The organism is Agromyces mariniharenae (genome assembly GCF_008122505.1).
Classification (GTDB): domain Bacteria; phylum Actinomycetota; class Actinomycetes; order Actinomycetales; family Microbacteriaceae; genus Agromyces; species Agromyces mariniharenae.
On the sequence record NZ_VSSB01000001.1, the window covers coordinates 604,352 to 628,784 of the forward strand.

Here is a 24,433-nt window from a genome sequence, read left to right on the forward strand (position 1 = left end):
GGCACGCGGCATCCGCTCGGCTCAGTCGCTGAGCGGGGGCACCGTCTTCGGCCGCACGAGGGCCCAGAGCGCGACGATCGCGACGACCGCCGCGAGCAGCATGACGAACGCCATGGGCACGGCGCTGCCGACGCCCATGAGGCCGATGAGCGGCGAGATCACGCCCGCGAGCCCGAAGTTGAGGGCGCCGAGCAGCGACGCCGCCGTGCCGGCCTCGGCGCCGTGGTGCGCGAGCGCGAGCACCTGCACCGCGGGGAACGCGAAGCCGCACGAGAGGATGAAGATCCACAGCGGGATCGCCGTGCCCCAGAAGCCCGCGCCGGACGAGTCGAGCATCATGATCGCGACGGCCATCGAAAACTGCACGATCGTGGTGATCGCGAGGATCCATTGCGGCTGCACCGGCCCGCGCATGAGGCGGGAACTCGTCTGCACGCCGATGATGATGCCGATCGAGTTGACCGCGAACAGCAGGCCGTACTGCTGGGCGGTGAACGAGTAGAGCTCCTGGAACAGGAACGACGACGTCGAGAGGTAGCCGAACAGGCCGGTGAAGGTCATGCCGCCGATGATCGCGGCGCCGAGGTACACCCGGTCGCGGAACAGCGCCGCGTAGCGGTCGCGCAGCGTCGAGTGGCCGGCCACGTGGCGGCGCGACTCGGGCAGCGTCTCGACGATGAAGAACGCCACCGCGGTGACGACCACGGCGCCGTAGATCGCGAGGACCACGAACACGCCGCGCCAGTCCATGACCGCGAGCAGCTGCGAGCCGATGACGGGTGCGAGCACCGGCGCGAGGCCGTTCACGAGCGCGAGGCGCGAGAGCATGCGCACGAGCGGCTTGCCGCCGAACAGGTCGCGCACCATGGCCATGGCGACCACGCCGCCCGCGGCCGCGCCGAAGCCCTGCAGCAGGCGGAACACGCTGAGCCACACGATGTCGGGCGCGAGCGCCGCCGCGACGGATGCCGCGATGTGCAGCGCCGTGGCGAGGATCAGCGGGAGGCGGCGACCCACCTTGTCGCTCCACGGGCCGACGATGAGCTGGCCGAACCCGAAGCCGACCATGGTGCCCGTGAGGGTGAGCTGCACGGCGGCGGCGGAGACGCCGAGCTCGTCCTGCAGCACCGGGAAGGCAGGCAGGTAGAGGTCGACCGTGAACGGGCCGAGCGCCGTGAGCGCGCCGAGGATGAGCACGTAGACGAGGCGCTGGCGGCGGCTGAGGAGGTCGCCGGGGTGAGTCGTGGCCGAGTAGTCGTCGGGCCGGATGATGGGGATGGAGGCGGTTGCGGACATGCGGATCCTGGGCGTGCTCGAGTGCGGCGGCGCACGCCCTCGGACGCCGGGGAAACAGGACGACGGCGACCCGTGGGCCGCCGTCGTGAGGCGATCGGGACCTTCGTGGTCTCGAATCGATTCGACTGTGATCGAGTCTAGCGGAGGCACCCCCCGGTCGCGCAAGCGGAGATCGCGGGAATGAGACGATTCAGGCGACCTGCAGCGGGTCCTCGAGCAGGGCCTGGAAGGCGAGCTCGGCGGCGCCGATCGCGAGGCGGTCCTCGCCGAGGGCGGCGACGCGCACGTCCAGGTCCTCTGCCGCCGCGGGCATGGCCTGCTCCGCGACCGCGACCGCGAGGGCATCGGGGTCGCTGGCGGCGACGGTGGCGAGGAAGCCGCCGAGGACCACGAGCGAGGGGTTGAGCACGTTCACGGCATTCGCGAGCGCGGTCGAGAGGATGCGACGCTGCCGCGCCAGCTCGGCCGTCACGTCGGGCGAGTCGGATGCCGCGAGCGCCGCCGCGAGCGTCGGCTCGTCCGCGGCGGCGAGGCCGGCGACCTCGAGCAGGCGGGCCCGGCTGACCTCGTCCTCGAGCACGCCGCTCGGGACGCGCCGGTCGTCGGCGGAGGCGATGCCCGGGCGGTTCTGGCCGAACTCGCCCGCATAGCCGCCGGCACCGCCGACGGCGAGGCCGTGCACGATGAGTCCGCCGCCGATGCCGCTCGCGCCTCCGTTGAGGTAGATGATGTCGTCGACGCCCCGCCCGGCGCCGAACAGGTGCTCGGCCATCGCGCCGAGGCTCGCGTCGTTGCCGACGACGGTCGGCAGGCCCGTGGCCGCCTCGACGAGCGTGCGGAGCGGGGCATCCCGCCACTCCAGGTGCGGCGCGAAGCGCACGAGCCCGTCGGAGGCGCGCACGAGGCCCGGCACCGCGAGGCCGACCGCGACGATCCGCGCGCGACGCAGTGCGCCCGTCCGCCAGCGCCCGAGCTCCTCGGCGACGAGGCGGGCCGTCTCCTCGGGAGTCACGAGGTGGTCGACCTCGATGCGCTCGCGCACGGGGATGCGCCCGTCGAGGCCGACCGCCGCGATGGTCACGGCATCGACCTCGGGATTGACGGCGATGGCAGTGACGCCCGGATGCGGCGCGATCACGGGCGACGGACGCCCGACGCGATTCGTCGGGTCGGGGGCGCGCTCCTCGACGAGTCCGAGGTCGACGAGCTCCCCGGCGAGCGCGGCGACCGTCGAGCGGTTGAGGCCCGTGGCCGCCGTGAGTCGCGCCCGGGAGAGCGGCCCTTCGAGGTGCACGAGCCCGAGGAGTTTCGAGAGGTTTCGACGGTGCACCCCGTCGAACGTTCCGACACGCTCTGACACGCGACCACTCTAGGGGCGCGGGCCTGCACGGGTCCCGTCGACGCGCCGAATTTGTTGCTGTTGACCCCAAATAGCTTCTTGACGTATATTCGGGGCGTCCAGATCACTTTCGACGTTGAAGTCGAAACTTTCGAGAGGTTCAACGATGAACAGACGCAGCACGAGGCTCGTCGCATTGGGTCTCAGCGCCGGCCTCGCCGCCGTCGCCCTTGCCGGATGCGCCCCCTCCGCCGGCGACGGCGAGGGCGACGGCGTGACCCTCACGTGGTGGCACAACGCCACCTCCGGCCCGCTCCCCGCAGTGTGGGAGGAGGTCGCGGCCGAGTTCGAGGAAGCCCACCCGGGCGTCACCGTCGAGCAGACCGGCTACCAGAACGAGGAGCTGCAGCGCACGCTCATCCCCAACGCCCTGGCGTCCGGAGACGCACCCGACCTGTTCCAGGTGTGGCCCGGCGGCGAGCTTCGCGACCAGGTCGAGAACGACTACCTCATGCCCCTCGACGAGGCGATCCCCGACACCATCGAGAGCGTCGGCGCGACGATCAACCCGTGGCAGGTCGACGGCGCCACCTACGGCGTCCCCTTCACGTTCGGCATCGAGGGCTTCTGGTACAACATGGACCAGTTCGCGCAGGCCGGCATCGACACGCCCCCCACGACGCTCGACGAGCTGATCGAGGCGACCGGCAAGCTGCGCGAGGCCGGCTTCACCCCGATCGCGGTCGGCGCCGGCGACAAGTGGCCGGCCGCGCACTGGTGGTACCAGTTCGCGCTGCACTCCTGCTCGCCCGAGACGCTGCAGGCGGCCGAGACGGACTACGACTTCAGCGACGACTGCTGGGTCGAGGCCGGCGAGCAGCTGCAGGAGTTCCTCGGCACCAACCCGTTCCAGGAGGGCTTCCTCGGCACGCCCGCCCAGCAGGGCGCCGGCAGCTCGGCCGGCCTCGTGGCGAACGGCCAGGCCTCCATGGAGCTCATGGGCCACTGGAACGCGGGCGTGATCGGCGGGCTGACGCCCGACCAGACGGTCCCCGAGTACCTCGGGTGGTTCCCCTTCCCGGGCATCGAGGGCTCCGCAGGTGACCCGACCGCGGCGCTCGGCGGCGGCGACGGATTCGGCTGCTCGAAGGACGCTCCGCCGGAGTGCGCCGAGCTCCTCGAGTACATCATGAGCGAGGACGTGCAGGCCAAGTTCGCGGCCAGCGGCTCGGGCATCCCGACCGTCCCGTCGGCGACGGCATCGCTCGAGGACCCGAACCTCAAGGCGGTCGCCGAAGGCCTCGCCGAGGCGTCCTTCGTGCAGCTCTGGTTCGACACGGCGTTCGGCACGACGGTCGGCAACGCCATGAACGAGGGCATCGTCAACCTGTTCGGCGGCGTCGGCTCCCCCGAGGACGTCGTCACGATGATGCAGGACGCGGCGGCCACGCTCTAGCCATGGCAACGCTCCTCGAATCGGCCGGGCCCGCGGTCTCCGCGGGCCCGGCCCCCGCTCCCCCGGCCAGGCGCAGGTCGGCCGCCCGCCGCACCCGGGCCGAGATCGCCCTCTTCGTGGGCCCGGCCCTCATCCTGTTCCTCGGCTTCGTGATCCTGCCGGTGATCCTGGCGGCGGTCTACAGCTTCTACAACCTCCCGCAGGCCTTCCAGTGGGACGACCTGGCGGACCCCGCACGCTTCGTCGGCCTCGAGAACTACCGGCGCGCGCTCGCCGACCCCGTCTTCATGGGTGCCGTCGGCCACAACTTCTTCATCCTCGGGATGAGCCTGCTCATCCAGGGCCCGATCGCCATCGGCGTCGCGCTGCTGCTCAATCGGCGCATGCGCGGCCGCACGGCGTTCCGCCTCCTGATCTTCGTCCCGTACGTGCTCGCCGAGGTCATCGCGGGCCTCTCGTGGAAGCTCCTCCTCCAGCCCAACGGCGGCGTGAACGCGCTCCTCGAGGCGCTCGGCCTCGGCGCCCTCCAGCAGAACTGGCTCGCCGACCCCGCGATCGCCCTCTGGACGATGTTCTTCATCCTGACCTGGAAGTACGTCGGCTTCGCCATCCTGCTGATGCTGGCGGGGCTCCAGGGCGTGCCCGAGGAGCTCGCCGAGGCCGCGTCGATCGACGGCGCGAGCTGGTGGCAGGTGCAGCGGTACATCACGATCCCCCTGCTCGGTCCGACCATCCGCATCTGGGCGTTCCTGTCGATCATCGGCTCGCTGCAGCTCTTCGACATGGTGTGGGTCACCACGCGCGGCGGTCCGCTGAATGCGACCCAGACCATGGCCACCTACATGGTCGAGAAGGGCCAGTTCGGCGGGCAGCCCGGCTACGGCAGCGCCATCGCCGTGATCCTGTTCCTGATCTCGCTCGTCATCGCGCTCGTGTACCAGCGCTTCGCCCTGCGTCGCGACCTCGCCGGCGCCGTCACCAGAGGGGTGCGCTGACATGACCGCCACCACCGCCATCACCACCGACGGCCGGGGCGCTCCGCACGAGCCGGCCGGACGCCGGTTCGACTGGGGCCAGCCGTTCGTCTACGTCATCGCGCTCGTGATCGTCGCGGTCGCCATCGGGCCCGTGCTCTACGTGTTCATCGGCGGGTTCCGCACCACGGCCGACCTGAACGCGAACCCGGCGGGCCTGCCCGACCCGTGGACGCTCCAGAACTGGTCGACCGTGCTCGGCTCGCCCCGGTTCTGGGGCAATGTCTTCGCGAGCATGATCCTCGCGGTCGCCACGACCGCCGGCACGGTCGTCTTCGGGATCATGGCCGCGTTCGTCATCGCCCGGTACACCTTCCGTGGACGCCAGGGGCTGTACGGGCTGTTCGCCGCCGGCCTCATGTTCCCGCTGACCGTCGCTGCGCTGCCGTTGACCCTCATGCTGCGCACGCTCGGGTTGCACGGCTCCTACCTCGGCGTGATCATCCCGAGCGTCGCGTTCGCGCTGCCGACCACGATCATCATCCTGGTGCCGTTCCTCCGGGCCATCCCCGACGAGCTCGAGGAGGCCGCCGCCATCGACGGGACGAGCCGCATCGGGTTCTTCTGGCGCATCCTGCTGCCGTTGTCGATGCCGGGCCTCGTCACCGTCGGCATCCTCGCGTTCATCGGCAGCTGGAACGGGTACCTGCTCCCGCTCCTGGTGATCTCGACCGGTACGCTCCCCCAGGAGCTGTGGCCGCTGCCGCTCGGCGTGACCCAGTTCTCCACGCAGTACTCGCAGGACACCGGCGCCGTGCTCGCCTACACGTCCCTCGCGATGATCCCGGCACTCGTGTTCTTCCTCCTCGCGGAGAAGCGCATCGTCGGCGGCCTCACCGGGGCGGTGAAGGGATGACCGACCAGCAGACCGCCCGGGTCGTGCGCCCGTGGCAGGACACGAGCCTGCCCGCCACCGCCCGCGTCGAGGCCCTCGTCGCCGAGCTCACGCTCGAGGAGAAGATCGCACAGCTCTACGGCGTCTGGGTCGGCGCCTCCGCCGACGGCGAGGACGTCGCCCCGAACCAGCACGAGATGATCGGCGACGTCGACCTCGACGAGCTCGTCCCGAAGGGGCTCGGCCAGCTCACGCGCCCGTTCGGCACCGCACCGGTGGACCCCGGCGTGGGTGCGCTCTCCCTGGCCCGCACGCAGCGCCGCATCGCGGCGGAGAGCCGGCTCGGCATCCCGGCGGTCGCGCACGAGGAGTGCCTCGCCGGCTTCGCCGCGTGGGGTGCGACCGCATACCCGGTCCCGCTGTCGTGGGCTGCCACGTTCGACGCCGAGCTCATCGAACGGATGTCCCGCCGGATCGGCGAGGACATGCGATCGGTCGGCATCCACCAGGGCCTCGCCCCCGTGCTCGACGTGGTGCGCGACGCGCGCTGGGGCCGGGTCGAGGAGACCATGGGCGAGGACCCGTACCTGATCGGCACCATCGGGTCGGCATACGTGCGCGGGCTCGAGTCCGCCGGCATCGTCGCGACGCTCAAGCACTTCGTGGGCTACTCGGCCTCGCGCGCAGGGCGCAACCTCGCCCCGGTGTCGATCGGACGCCGCGAACTCGCGGACGTGCTGCTGCCGCCGTTCGAGATGGTGCTGCGCGAGGGCCGACCGCGGTCGGTCATGAACGCGTACACCGACCTCGACGGGGTCCCGACGGCGGCGGATGCCTCGATCCTCACCGAGCTCCTCCGCGACGTGTGGGGCTTCACGGGCACGGTGGTCGCCGACTACTTCTCGGTCGCGTTCCTGCAGACCCTGCACGGCACGGCCGGGTCGCTGGCGGATGCCGCGGCGGCCGCGCTCGAGGCGGGCATCGACGTCGAGCTTCCGACCGTCCACGCGTTCGGCGCCCCGCTCCTGGAGGCCGTCGCCGACGGCCGTCTCGACGAGGCAGTGCTCGACCGAGCGCTCCGGCGCGTGCTCGCCCAGAAGCTCGAACTCGGTCTCCTCGACGCCGAGTGGGATGCCATGCCGCCGGCCCTCGCCGGCCGCGCCGACGACATCGACGCCGTGCGGGGAACGGTGGACCTCGATCCGCCCGTGAACCGGGCGCTCGCCGCGGAGATCGCCGAGCGCGCGATCGTGCTCCTGCGCAACGACGGCACGCTGCCGCTCACTGCGCCGCGGCGGATCGCGGTCATCGGCCCGACCGCCCACGACCGGTTCGCGGTGCTCGGGTGCTACGCCTTCCCGACGCACGTGGGCGTCCACCATCCCGAGTCGGGCGACGGCATCGAGCTGCCCACGCTGCTCGAGTCGCTGCGCGTCGAGTTCCCCGACGCCGAGATCGTCCACGCCGCCGGAACGAGCATCGACGGCGACGAGGTCGACGGAATCCCGGATGCCACGGCGCTGGCGGCCTCGGCCGACGTCGTCGTGCTGGCCCTCGGCGATCGTGCGGGGCTGTTCGGCCGGGGCACGAGCGGCGAGGGCTGCGACGCCGAGTCGCTGCAGCTCCCGGGCGCCCAGGCCGTGCTGCTCGAGGCCGTGCTCGACGCCGGCGTGCCCACCGTGGTGACGATGCTCGCGGGACGCCCGTACACGCTCGGCACCGCGCCCGACCGTGCCGCCGCCATCCTCGAGGCGTTCTTCGCCGGCGAGGAGGGGACCCGCGCGCTCGCGGGCATCCTGAGCGGCCGCGTCGAACCCGGCGGGCGGCTGCCCGTCTCCGTGCCGGCGTCGGCGGGCGTGCACCCGTCGACCTACCTCGCGTCGCCGCTCGACCAGCGCAACGGCGTCTCGAACATCGATCCCACGCCGCGGTACCCGTTCGGCCACGGCCTCACGTACACGACGTTCGAGTGGTCGGACTTCGCGGGCGACGAGGCCGAGATCGGCACCGACGGTTCGGCCGCGGTGCGCCTGCGGGTCCGCAACGCCGGCGAGCGTCGCGGCGTCGAGGTGGTGCAGCTGTACCTGCACGATCCGGTCGCGACGATCGTGCGGCCCGTGCAGCGGCTCATCGGGTTCGCCCGCATCGAGCTCGCCCCGGGCGAGGAGGCCGATGTGCGGTTCATCGTGCCGGCCGACCTGGCGTCGTTCACCGTGCGCCCGGGCGAGCGGATCGTCGAGCCGGGCGAGCTCGTGCTGAGCGCGGGCCGTTCGAGCGGCGACCTGCCGTACGCGCACTCCGTGCGGCTCACCGGGCCGATCCGCACCGTCGACCACACCCGCCGGCTGCACCCCGAGGTGACGGTGGAGCGCATCGCGGCGCACACCGGTGCCGCCGCGGCATCCGTCATGGACTGAGGCCGCGCTCGCAGAAGCCCCCGATGCAGATAGGACCCACCCAGAAGGAGGACAGCCCTACCGGTCCCTCACCGGATCCCCTCGCATCACCACGCACCAGGACGGGTCGGCGTCGCCTCGCGCGACGCCGACCGCCATCGACGCGCGAAGGAGCGCTCATCATGCAACGACGCAGGATCCTGAGAACACTCGCCCTCGCCACTGCGGCCGCCGTGTCGGCCGCGCTCGGCGTCGCCATCGCGGCCCCGGCCAGTGCCGACCCGGTCATGGTCAGTGCGGCCGACTTCGAGGACGGCACCACCGGCCCCTGGGGTCCGCGCGGGGGCGTCTCGCTCACCGTGACCGAGGCCGAGGCCCACGGCGGCGCCAAGAGCCTCGCCGTGACGAACCGCACGGCGAACTGGCAGGGGGTGTCGGCGAGCTCCGCGACGCTGGGCCTGCAACCGGGTGGCACCTACCAGTTCTCGGCGTGGGTGAAGCTGCCCGCCGGCGAGGCGGGCACGACCGGCATCCACTTCACCGCGGAGCAGACGCCCGCCGGCGGCGGCTCGAACACCTACACGTGGATCGGCGGGTCCGTCGACACCACGGCCGACGGCTGGGTGCAGATCGGGGGCGCCTACGTGTTCCCCGACGCGCTGGCCGGCGCGAACCTGTACATCGAGGCGGCCGCGATCGGCGACCGGAACCCGTCGTTCCTTGTGGACGACCTCCTCATCACGACCGAGGACGGAGGCACGGTGCCCGATCCCGACTTCGTGCCGGGCGGCGCGATCAACCCCGTCGTCACGCCGGTGAGCCTGGCGGAGGGCACAGGGAACGTCTCGGCCCTGACGTTCGACGACGGGCCGAACCCCGGGACGACGCCTGCGCTGCTCGACTTCCTCGCCGCCCACGACCTGAAGGCCGTGTTCTGCGTCATCGGGCAGAACATCACCGCACCGGGCGGCGCCGCGATCCTGCAGCGGATCGTCGACGAGGGCCACGTGCTCTGCAACCACTCGACGGGCTACGCCGACATGGGCTCGTGGTCGGCGGCGCAGGTCGAGGCCGACCTGAAGGCCAACCTGCAGATCATCCGCACCGCGCTCGGCGACCCGAACCAGCCCGTGCCGTTCTGGCGCGCCCCCAACGGCAGCTGGGGCGTCACGCCGGCGGTCGCGGTCGCGCTCGGCATGCAGCCGCTCGCAGTGGTCAACACGATCGACGACTGGGCGACCCAGGATGTGGCGACCCTGACCGGGAACCTCCGCACGGCCATGAAGCCGGGCGAGGTCGTGCTCGCGCACGACGGCGGCGGCGACCGGTCGGGCACCCTCGCGGCGGTGCAGACGGTGGTCGCCGAGCGGCTCGCCGACGGCTGGCAGTTCGTCTTCCCGAAGGGCACGCCGCCGGCCGCGGGTGAGGTCGTGCTCGACACCGACTTCGAGGACGGGCTCGACGGCTGGGGCCTGCGCGGCGGCAGCGGCACCACGACCGCGACGGTCGAGCTCTCGACGGCGCAGGCGCACGGCGGCGCGCAGGCGGCGGTCGTGACGGACCGGTCGACCCAGGGCGACGGAATCGGCCACGACGTGACCGGGCTGCTCGACCCGTCCGTGACCTACGAGCTCACCGCCTGGCTGCGCTTCGGCGAGGGCCAGGACGTCGACGACGTCTGGCTGAGCCGCGCGAACACGACCGGCGGCACCACCGCCTTCGCGACGCTCGCGCAGTTCGACACCGTCACGAACAGCGGATGGACCGAGGTGACGGCGACCTTCCAGGGCTCCGACGCCGACGGCTCGCTGCTCTACTTCGAGACCCGGTGGGACAACGGCGCGGTGGGCAATATCAGCGACCTCTACGTCGACGACATCGTGCTCCGCGTGCCCGAGCCTCCGGTCATCGAGGACCTCACGGGCATCCGGGAGACGGTCGACTTCCCGGTGGGCGTCGCGATCGACAGCCGCGAGACGTCGGGTGCGGCATCCGAGCTGCTGCTGCGCCACTTCGACCAGGTGACGCCCGAGAACTTCATGAAGCCCGAGGCCTGGTACGACGCGGACGGCGACTTCGTCGCCGCGAACGCCGAGGCGGACGCCGTCATGGACTTCGCGCAGGAGCACGACCTGCGCGTGTACGGGCATGTGCTCGTGTGGCACAGCCAGACGCCCGCCTGGTTCTTCCAGGACGACGCGGGTCAGCCGCTCGCGGCCGACGACGCCGGCAGGGCGGTGCTGCGCGACCGGATGCGAACGCACATCTTCGACGTGGCCGAGTACCTCGCCGGGAAGTACGGTCCGTTCGGTTCCGACACCAACCCGCTCACCGCGTTCGACGTCGTGAACGAGGTCGTCTCCGACGGCGGCGAGTTCACCGACGGCCTGCGCCGCAGCGAGTGGTACCGGATCCTCGGGGAGGAGTTCATCGACCTCGCGTTCGCATACGCCGACGAGGCCTTCAACGAGGTCCACGCGGCGGATGGCGCGGACCGGCCGGTCGCCCTCTTCATCAACGACTACAACACCGAGCAGGGCGGCAAGCAGGAGCGCTACCGCGCCCTCGTGGAGCGGCTGCTCGCACGTGGCGTGCCGGTCGACGGCGTGGGACACCAGTTCCACGTGAGCCTCGCGATGCCCGTCTCGGCCCTCGAGCAGGCGATCGTCGCCTTCGAGGACCTGCCCGTCACGCAGGCGGTCACCGAGCTCGACGTCACGACCGGCACCCCGGTCGCGCAGGCGAAGCTCGTCGACCAGGGCTACTACTATCGCGACGCGTTCCGGGTGTTCCGCGAGCACGCGGACTCGCTGTACTCGGTCACGGTGTGGGGCCTCACCGACGGTCGCAGCTGGCGTGCCGGCTCGGGTGCGCCGCTGATCTTCGACGACCAGTACCGGGCCAAGCCCGCGTACCACGGTGCCATCGACGGCGACCTTCCCGCGCCGCAGCGCACCGCGAACGTGTTCGCCGGCGACGTGCCGCTCGACGATGCGGCGACCGCGTCGCCCGAGTGGGACCGGCTGCCGCGGCACGCCGTCGAGGGCGTGGCGGAGTTCCAGCTCCGTTGGGCGAGCGACCACCTCACGGTGTTCGCGAGCGTCGACGACGCGACGACGGATGCCGTGGACGGCGTGGAGCTGCGGCTCGGCGACGCCGTGATCACCGTCGGCCGCGACGGGTCGGGCGGCGTCGCGGCGGAGGTGACCGAGCACGAGGGCGGCTACGACCTCGTCGCGCACCTGCCGCTGTCGGGTGCCGTGCAGGGCGACACGCTCGCGTTCGACCTGCGGGTGACGGATGCCTCGGGCGAGACGGTGGGCTGGAACGCGCCGGGCGTGCTCGGCACGCTCACGCTCGTCGAGCCGCTGTCCGTCCTCGAGGTCGTCGAGGCCGACGCGGCACCCGCCGTGGACGGCGCGATCGAGGCCGCGTGGAGTGACGCGAACACCGTGCGCACCGAGAAGCCCGTGCTCGGGGAGACCGGCGCGACCGCGGACGTCCGCACGCTCTGGTCGGGCGACACGCTGTACGTGCTCGCGGAGGTCGCCGACCCGATCGTCGACGTCTCGGGCTCCGACCCCTGGATCCAGGACTCGGTCGAGGTCTACGTCGACCCGGGGAACGCGAAGAACGGCTCGTACCGGTACGACGACACGCAGATCCGGGTGAGCGCCGCGAACGCGGTGTCGTTCGGCACGGGCGACGAGGGGTTCCAGCGGGCACGCGTGCAGAGTGCCACGGCGCTCGTCGACGGCGGGTACGTCGTCGAGCTGTCGGTCGACCTCGGCGACGCTGCGGGCCTCGGCACCTTCCACGGGCTGGACTTCCAGGTCAACGACGCGTCGGGTGGCCAGCGCACGGCGATCCGCAACTGGGCCGACCCCACGGGTGCCGGGTACCAGTCGACGGCGCGCTGGGGCGTCGGCGAGTTCGTCGGCCCGGCCGCGCCGACCGCCGTCGAGAACGTCGTCGCGCCGTCGATCCAGGGCCAGTCGCTCGCGGGTCGCGTGCTCACGGCCGATCCGGGCGAGTGGAGCCCGTCGCCGGTGGAGCTGTCGTACCAGTGGCAGCGCGACGGCGTCGACATCCCCGGGGCGACCGGTGCGCTGTACCGCGTGCACGGCCTCGACCGCGGCTCGGCGCTGACGGTCATCGTCACCGCGACGGCCGACGGGCTCGACGCGGGCGTCGCGGCCACCTCGCCCGTCACCGTTCCCGGGATCGGCCGCCCGCTTCCCTAGCGCGGGCGATCGGCGGCGCCGCCGGCCGGGACTCCCCACCCGGCCGGCGGCGCCGTGCGTCGGATGCCGCGACCAGAGCCCGGATTATAGGAAGATATATGCCCATAAAGCCGGGCAAACCGCTACGATGCGGGACATGAGCAGCGCAGCATCCCGATTCGCGGTGGGTCTGCTGGCAGCCTGGGCAGTCGCGACCCTGGCCGCGTGCACAGCGTCGACCGATCCGCCACCGCAGTCCGCTTCGCCGACCACGCTCGCGGCACCGACTCCGACGCCGTCTGAAGGCGTCGCGTGCCAAGACCACTTCATCGCGCAGATCGAGTGGGGAACCGATCCGGCCGCTCCGCAGACCGCGTACATCGCGCTCACCAACACCGGCGACACGGACTGCTCCCTTTCCGGATTCCCGAGCGAGACGGCGTTCCTGGGCGCGTCCGGGCCGATCGAGACCGTGGGTTACGGCGTCGAAGGCGCTGCAACGGCCGACGACTACGGCCGCGCCGGCGAGGTCGTGACCATCGCTCCCGGGCAACGCGCCTACATCTGGGCCCGGATCGCGCAGACGGCCGATCGGGCGAGCGATGACCCCTGCCAGTTCCCGGTCGCCGCGACGGGGTGTCACCCTGGTGTTGCCCGACGCATCCGGTCCGATCGTCGCGCCGGTCGACATCGAAGTGTGCCTGGACGCCGACGAGGATGACCTCCAGGTCGGCCCCATCGATTCAGAAGCCCGACCTGCTTCGACCGGAGGATGATCACGTGAAGGGGTCGAAGCCAGGCGCGTGACCCGCGCTCAGGCTCGCGGGGGCGCCGTGCTGTCGCGCACCACGAGGCTCGTCGCGAGGTCCATGCGCGGCGTCGACTCCACGGCCTCCTCGGCGAGCCGCAGCGCGAGCAGTGCCGCCTCCTCGCCCATGCGCCGGAGCGGCTGGTGCACGGTCGTGAGCTTCGGCGTGAGCCAGCGCGCGAGCGGGATGTCGTCGTAGCCGACGACCGAGAGGTCCTCGGGCACGCGGATGCCGCGCTCCCGCGCCGCCTCGAGCACGCCCAGCGCCTGCATGTCGCTGCCGGCGAAGATCGCGGTCGGCCGCTCGGGGCCGTCGAGCACCTCGCGCGCCCGGTCGCGGCCGCCGGAGGTGTGGAAGTCGCCGAACCGGATCCACTCCTCGCGGATGGGGAGTCCCGCGGTGTTCATCGCCGAACGATAGCCGTCGAGGCGCGCGAGCGAGCACATCATGTCCTCGGGCCCCGTGATCGCCGCGATCCGCTCGTGTCCGAGCTCGATGAGGTGCCGGGTCGCGGCGAGGCCGCCCGACCAGTTCGCCGAGCCCACGCTCGGCACGTCGGGCGACGGGTCGCCGGCCGGGTCGACGATGACGAAGGGGATCGCCCGTGCGCGCAGCTGCTCCCGGTACTCGGGCGCGAGCTCCGAGAAGACGAGCACGACGCCCACGGGCCGGCGGCGGATGACGCCGTCGATCCAGTCGGGATCGGGCGCGTGCCGGCTGCCGCTCACGGTGAGCACGACGCTCAGGCCCTCCGCCTTCGCGACCGACTCGACCCCGCCGATGACCTCCATCGACCAGATCGGGTCGAGCTCGTGGAACACGAGCTCGATGAGGTCGGCGTGCGCCTCGGAGCGGCCGGCGCCGCGACGGACGTACCCACGATCGTGCAGGAGCTGCTCGACGCGCGAACGCGTCGCCGGCGCGACATCCGTTCGTCCGTTGAGCACCTTGGAGATGGTCGACAGCGAGACGCCCGCCTCCTCGGCGACCTCGGCCAGCGTCACCCGCTCCCCCGCGACATCCGTTGCCATGTTTCGAAGCCTATCGCCGAAACTTGCGATCCGTGAACAGCGCAGCCGACTCAGGATGCCGCGGCACCGCGCACCTCGCCGGCACGCCCCTCCTCGTCGACGACGGGCACGACGGCGCCCTCGCGGATCCACAGCGGCACGGTGTCGAAGCCGTGCACCTCGCGGCGCCAGCCACCGCCCTCGACGACCTCGCGCGTGAACCAGTTCGTCCACCGGCCCGCGGGCAGGTAGTAGTCCACCTCGCCCGACGCCGAGAACACCGGCGCCACCAGCAAGCTCGGCCCGAGCAGGTACTGCCGGTCGAGGTAGGCCGTCGCCGGGTCGTCGGGGAACTCGAGCTGCATCGGTCGCATGACCGGCCGGCCGGTGCGGTGCGCCTCGTCGCCCGCGGCGACGAGGTACGGGCGCAGCGAAGCCTTGAGCTTCGTGAACGCGCGAGCGACCTCGACCGCGCTCTGGCCCGGTGCCTCGTCGCCGGTGTCGAACGCCCACGGCACGCGGTAGCTCGTCGAGCCGTGCAGCCGCGAGTGGCTCGAGAGCAGCCCGAACGCGAGCCAGCGCTTGAACACCGCCGGGTCGGGGTCGCCCTCGAAGCCGCCGATGTCGTGGCTCCAGTAGCCGAAGCCGCTGAGCGCGAGCGACAGGCCGCCGCGCAGGCTCTCGGCCATGGAGGTGAAGGTCGACGAGTTGTCGCCGCCCCAGTGCACGGGCATCGACTGGCCGCCGGCCGTGGCCGACCGGGCGAACAGCACCGCCTCGCCCGGGCCGCGCACCTCCTCGAGCACGTCGAACACGGCCCGGTTGTAGAGCTGCGTGTAGCGGTGGTGCATCGCCTCGGGGTCGCTGCCGTCGTGCCAGGCGACGTCGATGGGGATGCGTTCGCCGAAGTCGGTCTTGATCGCGTCGACGCCCTGCGCGAGAAGGCGCCGCAGGTGCGCCTGGAACCAGCGCGTCGCCTCGGGGTTCGTGAAGTCGACGAGCGCCATGCCGGCCTGCCAGAGGTCCCACTGCCAGACGCTGCCGTCGGGCCGGCGCACGAGGTAGCCGTGCTCGACGCCCTCCCGGAACAGCCTCGAGCGCTGCGCGATGTACGGGTTCAGCCACGCGCTCACGCGCAGGCCGCGGTCGTGCAGGCGCGCGAGCATGCCCTCGGGGTCGGGGAACACGGCCGGATCCCACTCGAAGTCGGTCCAGTGGAACTCGCGCATCCAGAAGCAGTCGAAGTGGAACACCTCGAGCGGGATGTCGCGCTCGGCCATCCCGTCGATGAACGCGTTGACGGTGTCCTCGTCGTAGTCGGTCGTGAAGCTCGTCGAGAGCCAGAGGCCGTACGACCAGTCGGGCACCTGCGCCGGTCGGCCGGTGAGCCGCGTGTACCGGTCGAGCACCTCGGCAGGGGTCGGACCCGCGATGACGAAGTACTCGAGGCACTCCCCCGCGACCGAGAACTGCACCTGCTCCACGGCCTCGGAGCCGACCTCGAACGAGACGTGGCCCGCGTGGTTCACGAGCACGCCGTAGCCGCGATTCGTGAGGTAGAACGGCACGTTCTTGTAGGACTGCTCGCTCGACGTGCCGCCGTCGGCGTTCCACACGTCGACGGTCTGGCCGTTCTTCACGAGCGGGCCGAAGCGCTCCCCGAGCCCGTAGACGAGCTCGCCCACGCCCAGCGAGAGCTGCGCGTGCAGGTAGGCGGATGCCGCAGCGAGGCCCGTCGTCGTGATGCCGGCCACGCCCGCGGGCTCGGCCGCCACGGGGGCACCCGGCTCCAGCCGCATGTACCCGACCGACTTGTGCCCGCTCGACGTGTACGTGCCGCCGTCGTGCTCGAACGAGAGGTCCCACGGCGCGCCGCGTCGAATGCGCGCGCGCAGCGAGCCGGCGTCGACCACGCCGCCCTCGTCGTCGATCGCGATGACCGGGCGGTGCGCGGCATCCGACCCGATGCCGAAGCCGACGTCGCGCGGCGTGCCGCAGTGGTGCTCGATGCGCACCCGGATCACGCCCTCGGCCGGGCTCGCGAGCGAGACCGTGAGCATCGGCCGGTTGAGCGTGTCGCCCCGCGTCGCGACGACGCGCGTCGGCGCCCAGGCGACGAGCTCGTCGCCGTCGACCGCGAGGTCGCGGGCCTCCTGCGCGTAGAGCGCCTCGACGCCGGGCCGGGTGTGCCAGAACCCATCGGTGAACTTCATGACTACTTGACTGCTCCTGCGGTGATGCCCCGGGTGAGGGTGCGTTGGAAGATGAGGAAGAACACTAGGGTCGGGATGAGCCCGAGCAGCGCCGAGGCGCTCGTCGTCGTGACGTCCATGAGCCGGTCGCCCTGCAGCACGGTGATCGCCACCGGCACGGTCTGCGTGTCGTTCGACACGAGGAAGGTGAGCGGGATCAGGAACTCGTTCCACGTCCAGATGAAGAAGAAGATCAGCAGCACCGAGAGCGTCGGCCGCGAGATCGGGTACACGACCCGCCAGAGGATCTGCCACCGGCTCGCGCCGTCGAGCGAGGCCGCCTCGAGCATCTCCTTCGGGAACGTCGAGTACACGGATGCGAGCAGGTAGGTGCCGAACGCCGACTGGATGACGGTGAAGATGATGATCACCGCCCACTGGCTGTCGTAGAGGCCGACCTCCTTGAACATGAAGTACAGCGGGTAGAGCAGCACCTCCTGCGGCAGCATGTTCGCGAGCAGGATGAGCACGACGATCCAGAGCCGGCCCTTCACCCGGCCGATGCCGAGCGCGAAGGCGTTGAACATCGACAGCGCCACCGCGAAGACCGCGACGAGCCCCGAGATGAACACGCTGTTCCAGAGCTTCTGCGGGAAGTCGACGCGCTCCCAGAACGCGACGATGCCGTCGACGTAGAACTCGGTCGGCAGTGTCAGCGGCCCCGACGTGTTGTAGTCGGCCGGCGACTTGAACGAGTTGATCAGGATGAGCAGGAACGGCACGGCGATGAAGAAGCCGAGCACGATCGCGACGACGAGCACGACCCAGTCGCCGGTCGTGCGCTTCGTGGGGCCGTTCGCGCCGCGGCCTGACCCGCGGCGCGACGCGCGACGGCGGCTCGACGGGGGCGGGGGCAGCTCGACCGCGCGGTGGTCGGGGTCGAGCTCCTCGATGATGGCGGTCATCGCTCCTCCTCCTGCTTCTCGACGCGGTTCTGCACGAGGATGAACACCACGCTCACCGCCGCGATGACGATCGTGAGGGCCGTCGCGATGGTGGCGCCGTATCCGACCTGCTGCGACTGGAAGAACTCGCTGTACGCGTAGTAGGCCGGCACGATCGTGGCCGTGCCCGGGCCACCGCCCGTGAGGGCGTAGACGGGGCCGAACACCTTGAGCGCGGCGATCGTGCAGGTCAGGGTGACGACGAAGATCTCGGGCCGGATGATGCCGAGCGTGATCGCGCGGAACCGCTGGAACCAGTTCGCGCCGTCCAGCTCGGCCGCCTCGTAGAGCTCGGGGTCGACCCGCTGCAGCGCGGCCATGAAGATGACGATCGGGTAGCCGAGCTGCACCCAGACCATGATCACCATGATGCTGGCGAGGGCGGTGTCGGGGCTGCCGAGCCAGTTGTGGGAGAGGTCGCCGAGGCCGATCGCCTCGAGCACCTGGTTGAGGGCGCCGTTCTGCGGGCGCAGGATCCAGCCGATGACGATCGCGGCGATGACGGCGGGCAGGATCTGGGGCAGGTAGTAGGTGGCGCGCAGGAAGCTCGCGAGCTTCCCGCCGAACTTCTTGCCGATGAGGTCGAACAGCATGGCGGCCAGCACGAGGCCGACGAGCGTCGGCACGACCACCATCGCGACGATCATCGCGATCGAGTTGCCGAACGACGTCCAGAAGACCTCGTCGCCCATCAGCTCGACCCAGTTGTCGAGGCCGATCCACTCGGGCGGGCGGATGCCGCGGTACTCCGTGAAGGTGAGGAAGACGTTCCACCCCAGCGGGATCACGACGATGACGGCGAGCAGGGCGAGGCCCGGCACGAGGTAGAGCCAGAACGCGTTCCGGCCCGAGCCGGGGATGAGGCTCCGGCCGCCGCGCGCGGGGCGACGCGCCTCGCGTCGCGCGGCGGCGTCGCCGCGCTCCGGCAGGGTCGCCGCCCGCGTGTCGAGGGCTTCGGACATGATGGTTCCTTCCGAGGTGGGTCGAGGGGCGGATGCCGCGGGCCGACGTGCGCCCGCGGCATCCGTCATCGGTCAGCCGACGATGTCCTCGACACCGGCCTGGTACTGCTCGCCGAGCTGCTGCTGGACGTCGGCGGGCGACTTGGTGCCGTTGACCAGCTCCTGGAGCGCGGCGTTCAGCTCGTCGTAGAACGTCGGCGTGGGCCAGTCGGGGTAGAAGGCGATGCCGTCCTTCTCGGTGAGCGCGTTGAAGTTCGCGATGAGCTCCTGCGACTTCGGGTCGGTGATGTCGGCCTCGTCGGCCGCCACCGGCACGCCGCCGTTGTTGCCGAGGATCGCCTGGATCTCGGGGCGCATCGTGATGTCGATGAACTCGTAGGCGAGCTCCTTGTTCTTCGCCTGCTCGGGGACGACCCACATGTTGCCCGCGGATCCCGGCGACAGCTCGGTCTCGGGGAACAGGAACGTGCCCCACTCGAAGTCGGAGATCTCGCTCGCGAAGCGGCCGTACCACCAGCTGCCCGAGAAGAAGATCGGGTAGTCGCCGCTGATGAAGCCGACGCCCGCGTCCTCGGCCTTGAGGCCGCTCGAGTCGGTGGAGATGTAGCCCTTCCCGGTCCAGTCCGCGATGGTCTCGGTCGCGTACGTGATCTCGTCGCCCGTCCAGTCGACGGGGTTCTCGTAGAGCTGGTAGTCGTTCACGAACTGGCGGTCGGCCTTGGAGAGCGCGAGCTGGTACCAGAGCTGGCCGAGCGGGTACTCCGCGGCCGACTCGGCGAGCGGGGTCACGCCCTGCGCGGCGAAGGCGGCGAGCACGTCCTCGAACTCGTCGAGCGTCGTCGGCACCTCGAGGCCGGCGGCCGCGAACGCGTCCTTGTTGTAGTAGACCTCGACGAACTCGCCGTAGTTGGGCACGCCGAACCAGCTGCCCGAGCCCATGATGCCGTCCTCGTCGTACTTCGCCGTGGTCTGCAGCGAGGGCGCGAGGGCGTCGTCCCAGCCGTACTCCTCGACCGCGTCGTCGAGCGGCGTGAGCAGCCCTTGGCTCGAGAGGAGGCCCGCGGTCGCGTTGCCCTTGTTGTACTCGAGCAGGTCGGGGGCCTCGTCGGAGTTGAGGACCTGGCTGGCGGTCGATCGGATCTGCTCGAAGCTCTTCTCCTCGAACTCGACGGTCGCGCCGGTCTCCTCCTCGAAGACCTTGATCGCCTCGTCCCAGGCCTTGCCCATCGCGCTGTCGGCGCCCTCGTAGTGCCAGAGGCGGAGCGTGTCGGCGTCGCCGCCTGCGTCGCCGCCCGAGCAACCGCTCAGGGCGAGCGCGGCGGCCGCGAGGGACGCGGCGACCGCGAGGGTCTTGGTGTGCTTCATTGCTACCTCCGTGGGGGATGTGGTTGGGGTGTTCGTGTGGTGCGTGGATGGTGGTGAATTGTCGAAGCGCTTCGATAGGAAGCCGCGAAGCACCCCGACAGGGTGGCGCCGCGCCGGTCAGGGCGGCGGCGCGGTCGAGCCCCGGTCCTGGTACCCGGGCTCGATGAGGTGCACGCCGGGGGCGACGTCGTCGCCCTCCACGAGGCGCATGGCGAGGTCGACCGCGAGGTCGCACGACGCCTGCGGCACCAGCGGCACCGAGTCGATGGGCGGATGGAAGGCGGTGGTGTCGAACGTCGCGCCGACCGACACGACCGAGACGTCGTGCGGCACGACGAGGCCGCGCCGGGCGACCTCGTCGAGCGCGGCGGCGTGCCCCGCGTCGTCGCAGTGCAGCACGAGCCCGGTCGTGCCGGCGTCGAGCAGCGCGCGCACCGAGGCGCGCACCCCCTCGCCGCGCCGGCCGTTCGGCTCGGGCAGCTCGACGGATGCAACGAGCCCGAGCTCCGCGGCGCGGCGCTCGAAGCCCGACCGCACGCGCGGCGGGAAGTTCGACTTCTCGTAGGCGACGGGCGGGTGGCCGACCAGCCCGATGACGCGGTGGCCGAGCTCGGCGAGGCGATCGACGGCGAGGCCCGCCGCCGCCTCGAAGTCGAGGTCGACGCACACGAGGCCCTCGTGGTCGTTCGGCACGCCGATGAAGACCGACGGCAGCGAGATGCGCCGGGCGAGGTCGACGCGCTCGTCGTCGGGGGCGACGTCGAGCACGAGCACGCCGTCGACGAGCCCGCTCGAGGCGACCCGGCGCATGCCGGCCGACGCCTCCTCCTCGGTGAGGAGCAGGATGTCGTAGTCGAAGCGCCGGGCGGCGATGGAGGTCGCGAGCACGAACGCCATGTGCGCCGGCGCGTGGGTGTCGGCGCGGAACGGCTCGGTGAGCGCGAAGATGTTCGTGCGGCGGCCGGCGAGCATGCGAGCGCCGGCGTTGGGCCGGTAGTCGAGGTCGCGCACGGCCTGCTCGATGCGTCGCCGTGTCTCGGCGGAGATCGTGCGCTTGCCGCTCAGGGCGTACGACACGGTGCTGATCGACACACCGGCGGCCTTGGCCACCTCGTGGATCTTCGCCATGTCGGACTCCATCGTCTAAACGTTTCGATCGGTTCGTCGGGAACTGTACGCACATGTCGAAGCGCTTCGCAAGTGTTTTGTGGAAATCTCGAACAAATGGCTCTCGGTGCCTCCGGACTTGCGCCACGACCGGGCGGAGCCTTATGTTGTATCTGCCAACAAATCACCGATGACGCTGAAAGGCGGTCACCCATGGCCAGCGCGCCCACCCGCGACGACAAGTTCTCCTTCGGCCTCTGGACCGTCGGCTACAACGGCACCGATCCCTTCGGCGGCCCGACGCGGAAGCCCCTCGACGTCGTGCACGTGGTCGAGAAGCTCGACGAGCTCGGCGCCTACGGCCTCACCTTCCACGACGACGACCTGTTCGCGTTCGGCTCGTCCGATGCCGAGCGCCAGACGCAGATCGACCGCCTGAAGGGTGCGCTCGAGGCGACGGGCATCATCGTGCCGATGGTCACGACCAACCTGTTCAGCGCGCCCGTCTTCAAGGACGGCGGCTTCACGTCGAACGACCGCCAGGTGCGCCGCTTCGCGCTCCGCAAGGTGCTGCGCAACATCGACCTCGCCGCCGAGCTCGGCGCGAAGACGTTCGTGATGTGGGGTGGCCGCGAGGGCGCGGAGTACGACGCCGCCAAGGACATCCGCTCGGCCCTCGAGCGCTACCGCGAGGCCGTCAACCTCCTCGGCGACTACGTGACCGACAAGGGCTACGACCTGAAGTTCGCGATCGAGCCCAAGCCGAACGAGCCCCGCGGCGACATCCTGCTGCCCACCGTCGGCCACGCGCTCGCCTTCATCGACTCGCTCGAGCGGCCCGAGCTCGTCGGCCTCAACCCCGAGGTCGGCCACGAGCAGATGGCGGGCCTCAACTTCGCCGCCGGCATCGCCCAGGCGCTGTACCACGGCAAGCTCTTCCACATCGACCTCAACGGCCAGCGCGGCATCAAGTACGACCAGGACCTCGTGTTCGGCCACGGCGACCTGCACAACGCGTTCGCGCTCGTCGACCTGCTCGAGAACGGCGGCCCCAACGGCGGACCGGCCTACGAGGGCCCCCGCCACTTCGACTACAAGCCGAGCCGCACCGAGGACGAGACCGGCGTCTGGGACTCCGCCGCGGCGAACATGCGCACCTACCTGCTGCTGAAGGAGCGCGCCGCGGCCTTCCGCGCCGACCCCGAGGTGCAGGAGGCGCTCGAGGCCGCGAAGGTGCTCGAGCTCGCGCAGCCGACCCTCGGCGACGGCGAGTCCTACGACGACCTCCTTGCCGACCGTTCGGCGTTCGAGGACTTCGACGCCTCGGCGTACCTGGGCGGCAAGGGCTTCGGCTTCGTGCGCCTGCAGCAGCTCGCCACGGAGCACGTGCTCGGCGCGCGCTGAGGCCCTGGAGGCATCCGCCGGCACCGCGCGGATGCCGCCACCTCCCCCACCCTCCCCCACCCACCGCCGCCCCTCTGCGCCACTTCGGCGGCCGACGCGCCACGTGAAGTGGCGCAGAGGACGCGCAAGTGGCGCAACGATCAGCATGTCCCGCTGACGAAGGAGTTCCCATGGCCCTGGTCGCCGGCGTCGACTCGTCGACGCAGTCCTGCAAGGTCGTGATCCGGGATGCCGCGACCGGCGCGCTCGTGCGCTCCGGCCGGGCCCCGCACCCCGACGGCACCGAGGTCGACCCCGCCGCCTGGTGGGGCGCCCTGCTGCAGGCGTTCACGGATGCCGGCGGGCTCGACGGCGTCGAGGCGATCTCGATCGGCGGGCAGCAGCACGGCATGGTCGTGCTCGATGCCGAGGGCCGGGTCATCCGCGACGCCCTGCTCTGGAACGACACCCGGTCGGCAGGGGCCGCGCGCGACCTGATCGACGAGGTGGGCGCCGACGAGTACGCGCGCCGCACGGGCGTCGTGCCGGTGGCGTCGTTCACGGCGACGAAGCTCCGCTGGCTGCGCGACGCCGAGCCCGATGCCGCGGCGCGCGTCGCGGCGGTGGCGCTGCCCCACGACTGGCTGACGTGGCGCCTGCGCGGCTACGGCCCCGAGGGCGAGTCGCCGCTCGGTCCGGTGCTCACCGAGCTCACGACCGATCGGTCGGATGCGAGCGGCACCGCGTACTGGGGCGCCGACGGCTACGACCGAGACCTCCTCGCCCGGGCGCTCGGGCACGACGCGATCCTCCCGCGCGTGCTCGGCCCCGGCGAAGCGGCGGGCCGCACGCCCGACGGCATCCTCGTCGGCCCCGGCGCGGGCGACAACGCGGCGGCCGCGCTCGGCCTCGACGCGGCATCCGGCGACGTCGTGGTGTCGATCGGCACGAGCGGCACGGTCTTCGCCGTGACGGATGCCCCCGTCGCCGACGCCTCGGGCACGGTCGCCGGGTTCGCGGATGCCACGGGGCGCTTCCTCCCGCTCATCGCCACGCTCAACGCGGCTCGCGTGCTCGACGCCACCGCCCGCCTGCTCGGCGTCGACCACGCCGAGCTCGGGCGGATCGCGCTCGAGGGCGAGCCCGGGGCATCCGGCGCCGTGCTCGTGCCGTACTTCGAGGGCGAGCGCACGCCGAACCTGCCCGACGCGACCGCGTCGTTCTCGGGCCTCACGCTCGCGAACACGACGCGGCCGTCGATCGCGCGCGCCGCGATCGAGGGCATGCTGTGCGGACTCGCCGACGGGCTCGACGCCGTGCGCGGCCAGGGCGTCGACGCGCAGCGCGTGCTGCTCATCGGCGGGGCGGCGCAGAACCCCGCCGTGCGGCAGGTTGCGGCGCAGGTCTTCGACGTGCCGGTGACGGTGCCCGCGCCCGGCGAGTACGTGGCCGACGGCGCGGCGCGGCAGGCGGCGTGGGTGCTCACGGGCGAGCGGCCGGTGTGGCCGGTCGAGACCGCCGAGGAGCTCGCGCCCGACACGCGCGCGGTGATCCGCGAGCGGTACGCGGCGGCGGCTGCAGGCGTCGCGGGCTGAGAACGCCGAGGTCAGGGCCGTCTTCCAGCCGTGCTCGCGGCTCGCGGGCGTAGCATGAAGCCGAGACGTCGCCGTACCACGGCGCCGCCCCGGACCATGAGCGAGGGAGCGATGATGTCCGATTCCACTCCGAACGAGCCCGCCGAGCAGGACGACGCGACCGAGTCGACCGACCGCCTCGTGGGCCGCTACACCGAGGTCGACGGCGAGGGCCCCGAGGTCCGCGGCGTCGCCGGCGAGTACACCCGCACCGACGGCGTGGCCGACGACGAGTCGGTCGAGGGCGACTACACCTCGACGGCCGAGCATCCCGACGCGGTCGATCCGTCGGAGCGCCACGGCAAGTACATCCGCACCGAGCCCCCGAAGCCGCACCCGGGCAAGCACACGGTCTGACGGACTCCCGATCAGGCGAGCCGACCGGGCG

At 71.6% G+C, this 24,433-nt stretch carries 17 protein-coding genes; 9 read left to right on the forward strand and 8 right to left on the reverse strand.

Annotated features, from left to right (window positions below; all coding sequences use genetic code 11):
- Positions 1-21 precede the first annotated feature (21 nt).
- Both FYC51_RS02765 and FYC51_RS02770 read right to left on the reverse strand, forming a co-directional pair.
- Positions 22-1,296, reverse strand: coding sequence for a multidrug effflux MFS transporter (locus FYC51_RS02765; protein ID WP_148732150.1), 1,275 nt, complete (start codon positions 1,294-1,296; stop codon positions 22-24).
- Positions 1,297-1,486: 190 nt separating this feature from the next.
- Complete coding sequence (locus FYC51_RS02770; RefSeq protein WP_148732151.1) at positions 1,487-2,656, reverse strand: ROK family transcriptional regulator; 1,170 nt, start codon at positions 2,654-2,656, stop codon at positions 1,487-1,489.
- Between the two features lie 145 nt (positions 2,657-2,801).
- Between FYC51_RS02770 and FYC51_RS02775 the strand changes: the two genes are divergently transcribed.
- The 6 genes from FYC51_RS02775 (at position 2,802) to FYC51_RS02800 (ending at position 13,300) form a co-directional block, all read left to right on the forward strand.
- Entirely contained in the window at positions 2,802-4,091 is a 1,290-nt protein-coding gene (locus tag FYC51_RS02775) for an ABC transporter substrate-binding protein (protein ID WP_148732152.1), read from the forward strand.
- Positions 4,092-4,093: 2 nt separating this feature from the next.
- A complete protein-coding gene (locus FYC51_RS02780) occupies positions 4,094-5,086 on the forward strand; it encodes a carbohydrate ABC transporter permease (protein WP_148732153.1) in 993 nt (330 codons plus the stop codon).
- A 1-nt stretch (position 5,087) separates the two neighbouring features.
- Positions 5,088-5,981, forward strand: coding sequence for a carbohydrate ABC transporter permease (locus tag FYC51_RS02785; protein WP_148732154.1), 894 nt, complete (start codon positions 5,088-5,090; stop codon positions 5,979-5,981).
- On the forward strand, positions 5,978-8,377 hold the full coding sequence (locus tag FYC51_RS02790) for a beta-xylosidase/alpha-l-arabinosidase (RefSeq protein WP_148732155.1): 2,400 nt from the start codon (positions 5,978-5,980) through the stop codon (positions 8,375-8,377). Before FYC51_RS02785 ends, FYC51_RS02790 begins: the two co-directional genes overlap by 4 nt.
- Before the next feature lie 161 nt (positions 8,378-8,538).
- A complete protein-coding gene (locus FYC51_RS02795; protein ID WP_187432458.1) occupies positions 8,539-12,600 on the forward strand; it encodes an endo-1,4-beta-xylanase in 4,062 nt (1,353 codons plus the stop codon).
- A gap of 136 nt (positions 12,601-12,736) precedes the next feature.
- Positions 12,737-13,300: a DUF4232 domain-containing protein gene (locus tag FYC51_RS02800; protein WP_187432459.1), complete on the forward strand. Its 564-nt coding sequence runs from the start codon at positions 12,737-12,739 to the stop codon at positions 13,298-13,300.
- Between the two features lie 93 nt (positions 13,301-13,393).
- Here the strand turns inward: FYC51_RS02800 and FYC51_RS02805 are convergent, their stop codons facing one another.
- The 6 genes from FYC51_RS02805 to FYC51_RS02830 all read right to left on the reverse strand — a co-directional run bounded on the left by FYC51_RS02805 (position 13,394) and on the right by FYC51_RS02830 (position 21,049).
- On the reverse strand, positions 13,394-14,419 hold the full coding sequence (locus tag FYC51_RS02805; RefSeq protein ID WP_148732158.1) for a LacI family DNA-binding transcriptional regulator: 1,026 nt from the start codon (positions 14,417-14,419) through the stop codon (positions 13,394-13,396).
- A gap of 50 nt (positions 14,420-14,469) precedes the next feature.
- Positions 14,470-16,611: an alpha-xylosidase gene (gene yicI / locus FYC51_RS02810; protein WP_148732159.1), complete on the reverse strand. Its 2,142-nt coding sequence runs from the start codon at positions 16,609-16,611 to the stop codon at positions 14,470-14,472.
- 2 nt (positions 16,612-16,613) lie between these two features.
- Positions 16,614-17,555, reverse strand: a complete 942-nt coding sequence (locus FYC51_RS02815; protein WP_148732160.1) for a carbohydrate ABC transporter permease — start codon at positions 17,553-17,555, stop codon at positions 16,614-16,616.
- Positions 17,552-18,556, reverse strand: a complete 1,005-nt coding sequence (locus FYC51_RS02820) for a carbohydrate ABC transporter permease (RefSeq protein WP_148732161.1) — start codon at positions 18,554-18,556, stop codon at positions 17,552-17,554. The genes FYC51_RS02815 and FYC51_RS02820 overlap by 4 nt, the downstream gene beginning before the upstream one ends.
- Before the next feature lie 72 nt (positions 18,557-18,628).
- Complete coding sequence (locus FYC51_RS02825) at positions 18,629-19,921, reverse strand: ABC transporter substrate-binding protein (protein WP_148732162.1); 1,293 nt, start codon at positions 19,919-19,921, stop codon at positions 18,629-18,631.
- A 117-nt stretch (positions 19,922-20,038) separates the two neighbouring features.
- Positions 20,039-21,049, reverse strand: a complete 1,011-nt coding sequence (locus tag FYC51_RS02830; RefSeq protein ID WP_148732163.1) for a LacI family DNA-binding transcriptional regulator — start codon at positions 21,047-21,049, stop codon at positions 20,039-20,041.
- A gap of 192 nt (positions 21,050-21,241) precedes the next feature.
- Here FYC51_RS02830 and xylA point away from each other — a divergent pair, with 192 nt between their 5' ends.
- From xylA to FYC51_RS02845, 3 genes are all read left to right on the forward strand, one after another.
- Complete coding sequence (xylA, locus tag FYC51_RS02835) at positions 21,242-22,432, forward strand: xylose isomerase (RefSeq protein WP_148732164.1); 1,191 nt, start codon at positions 21,242-21,244, stop codon at positions 22,430-22,432.
- A gap of 170 nt (positions 22,433-22,602) precedes the next feature.
- The gene (gene xylB, locus FYC51_RS02840) at positions 22,603-24,006 is read left to right on the forward strand and encodes a xylulokinase (protein ID WP_148732165.1); all 1,404 of its coding nucleotides are present in this window, start codon (positions 22,603-22,605) and stop codon (positions 24,004-24,006) included.
- Between the two features lie 114 nt (positions 24,007-24,120).
- A complete protein-coding gene (locus FYC51_RS02845) occupies positions 24,121-24,402 on the forward strand; it encodes a hypothetical protein (protein ID WP_148732166.1) in 282 nt (93 codons plus the stop codon).
- Positions 24,403-24,433 lie beyond the last annotated feature (31 nt).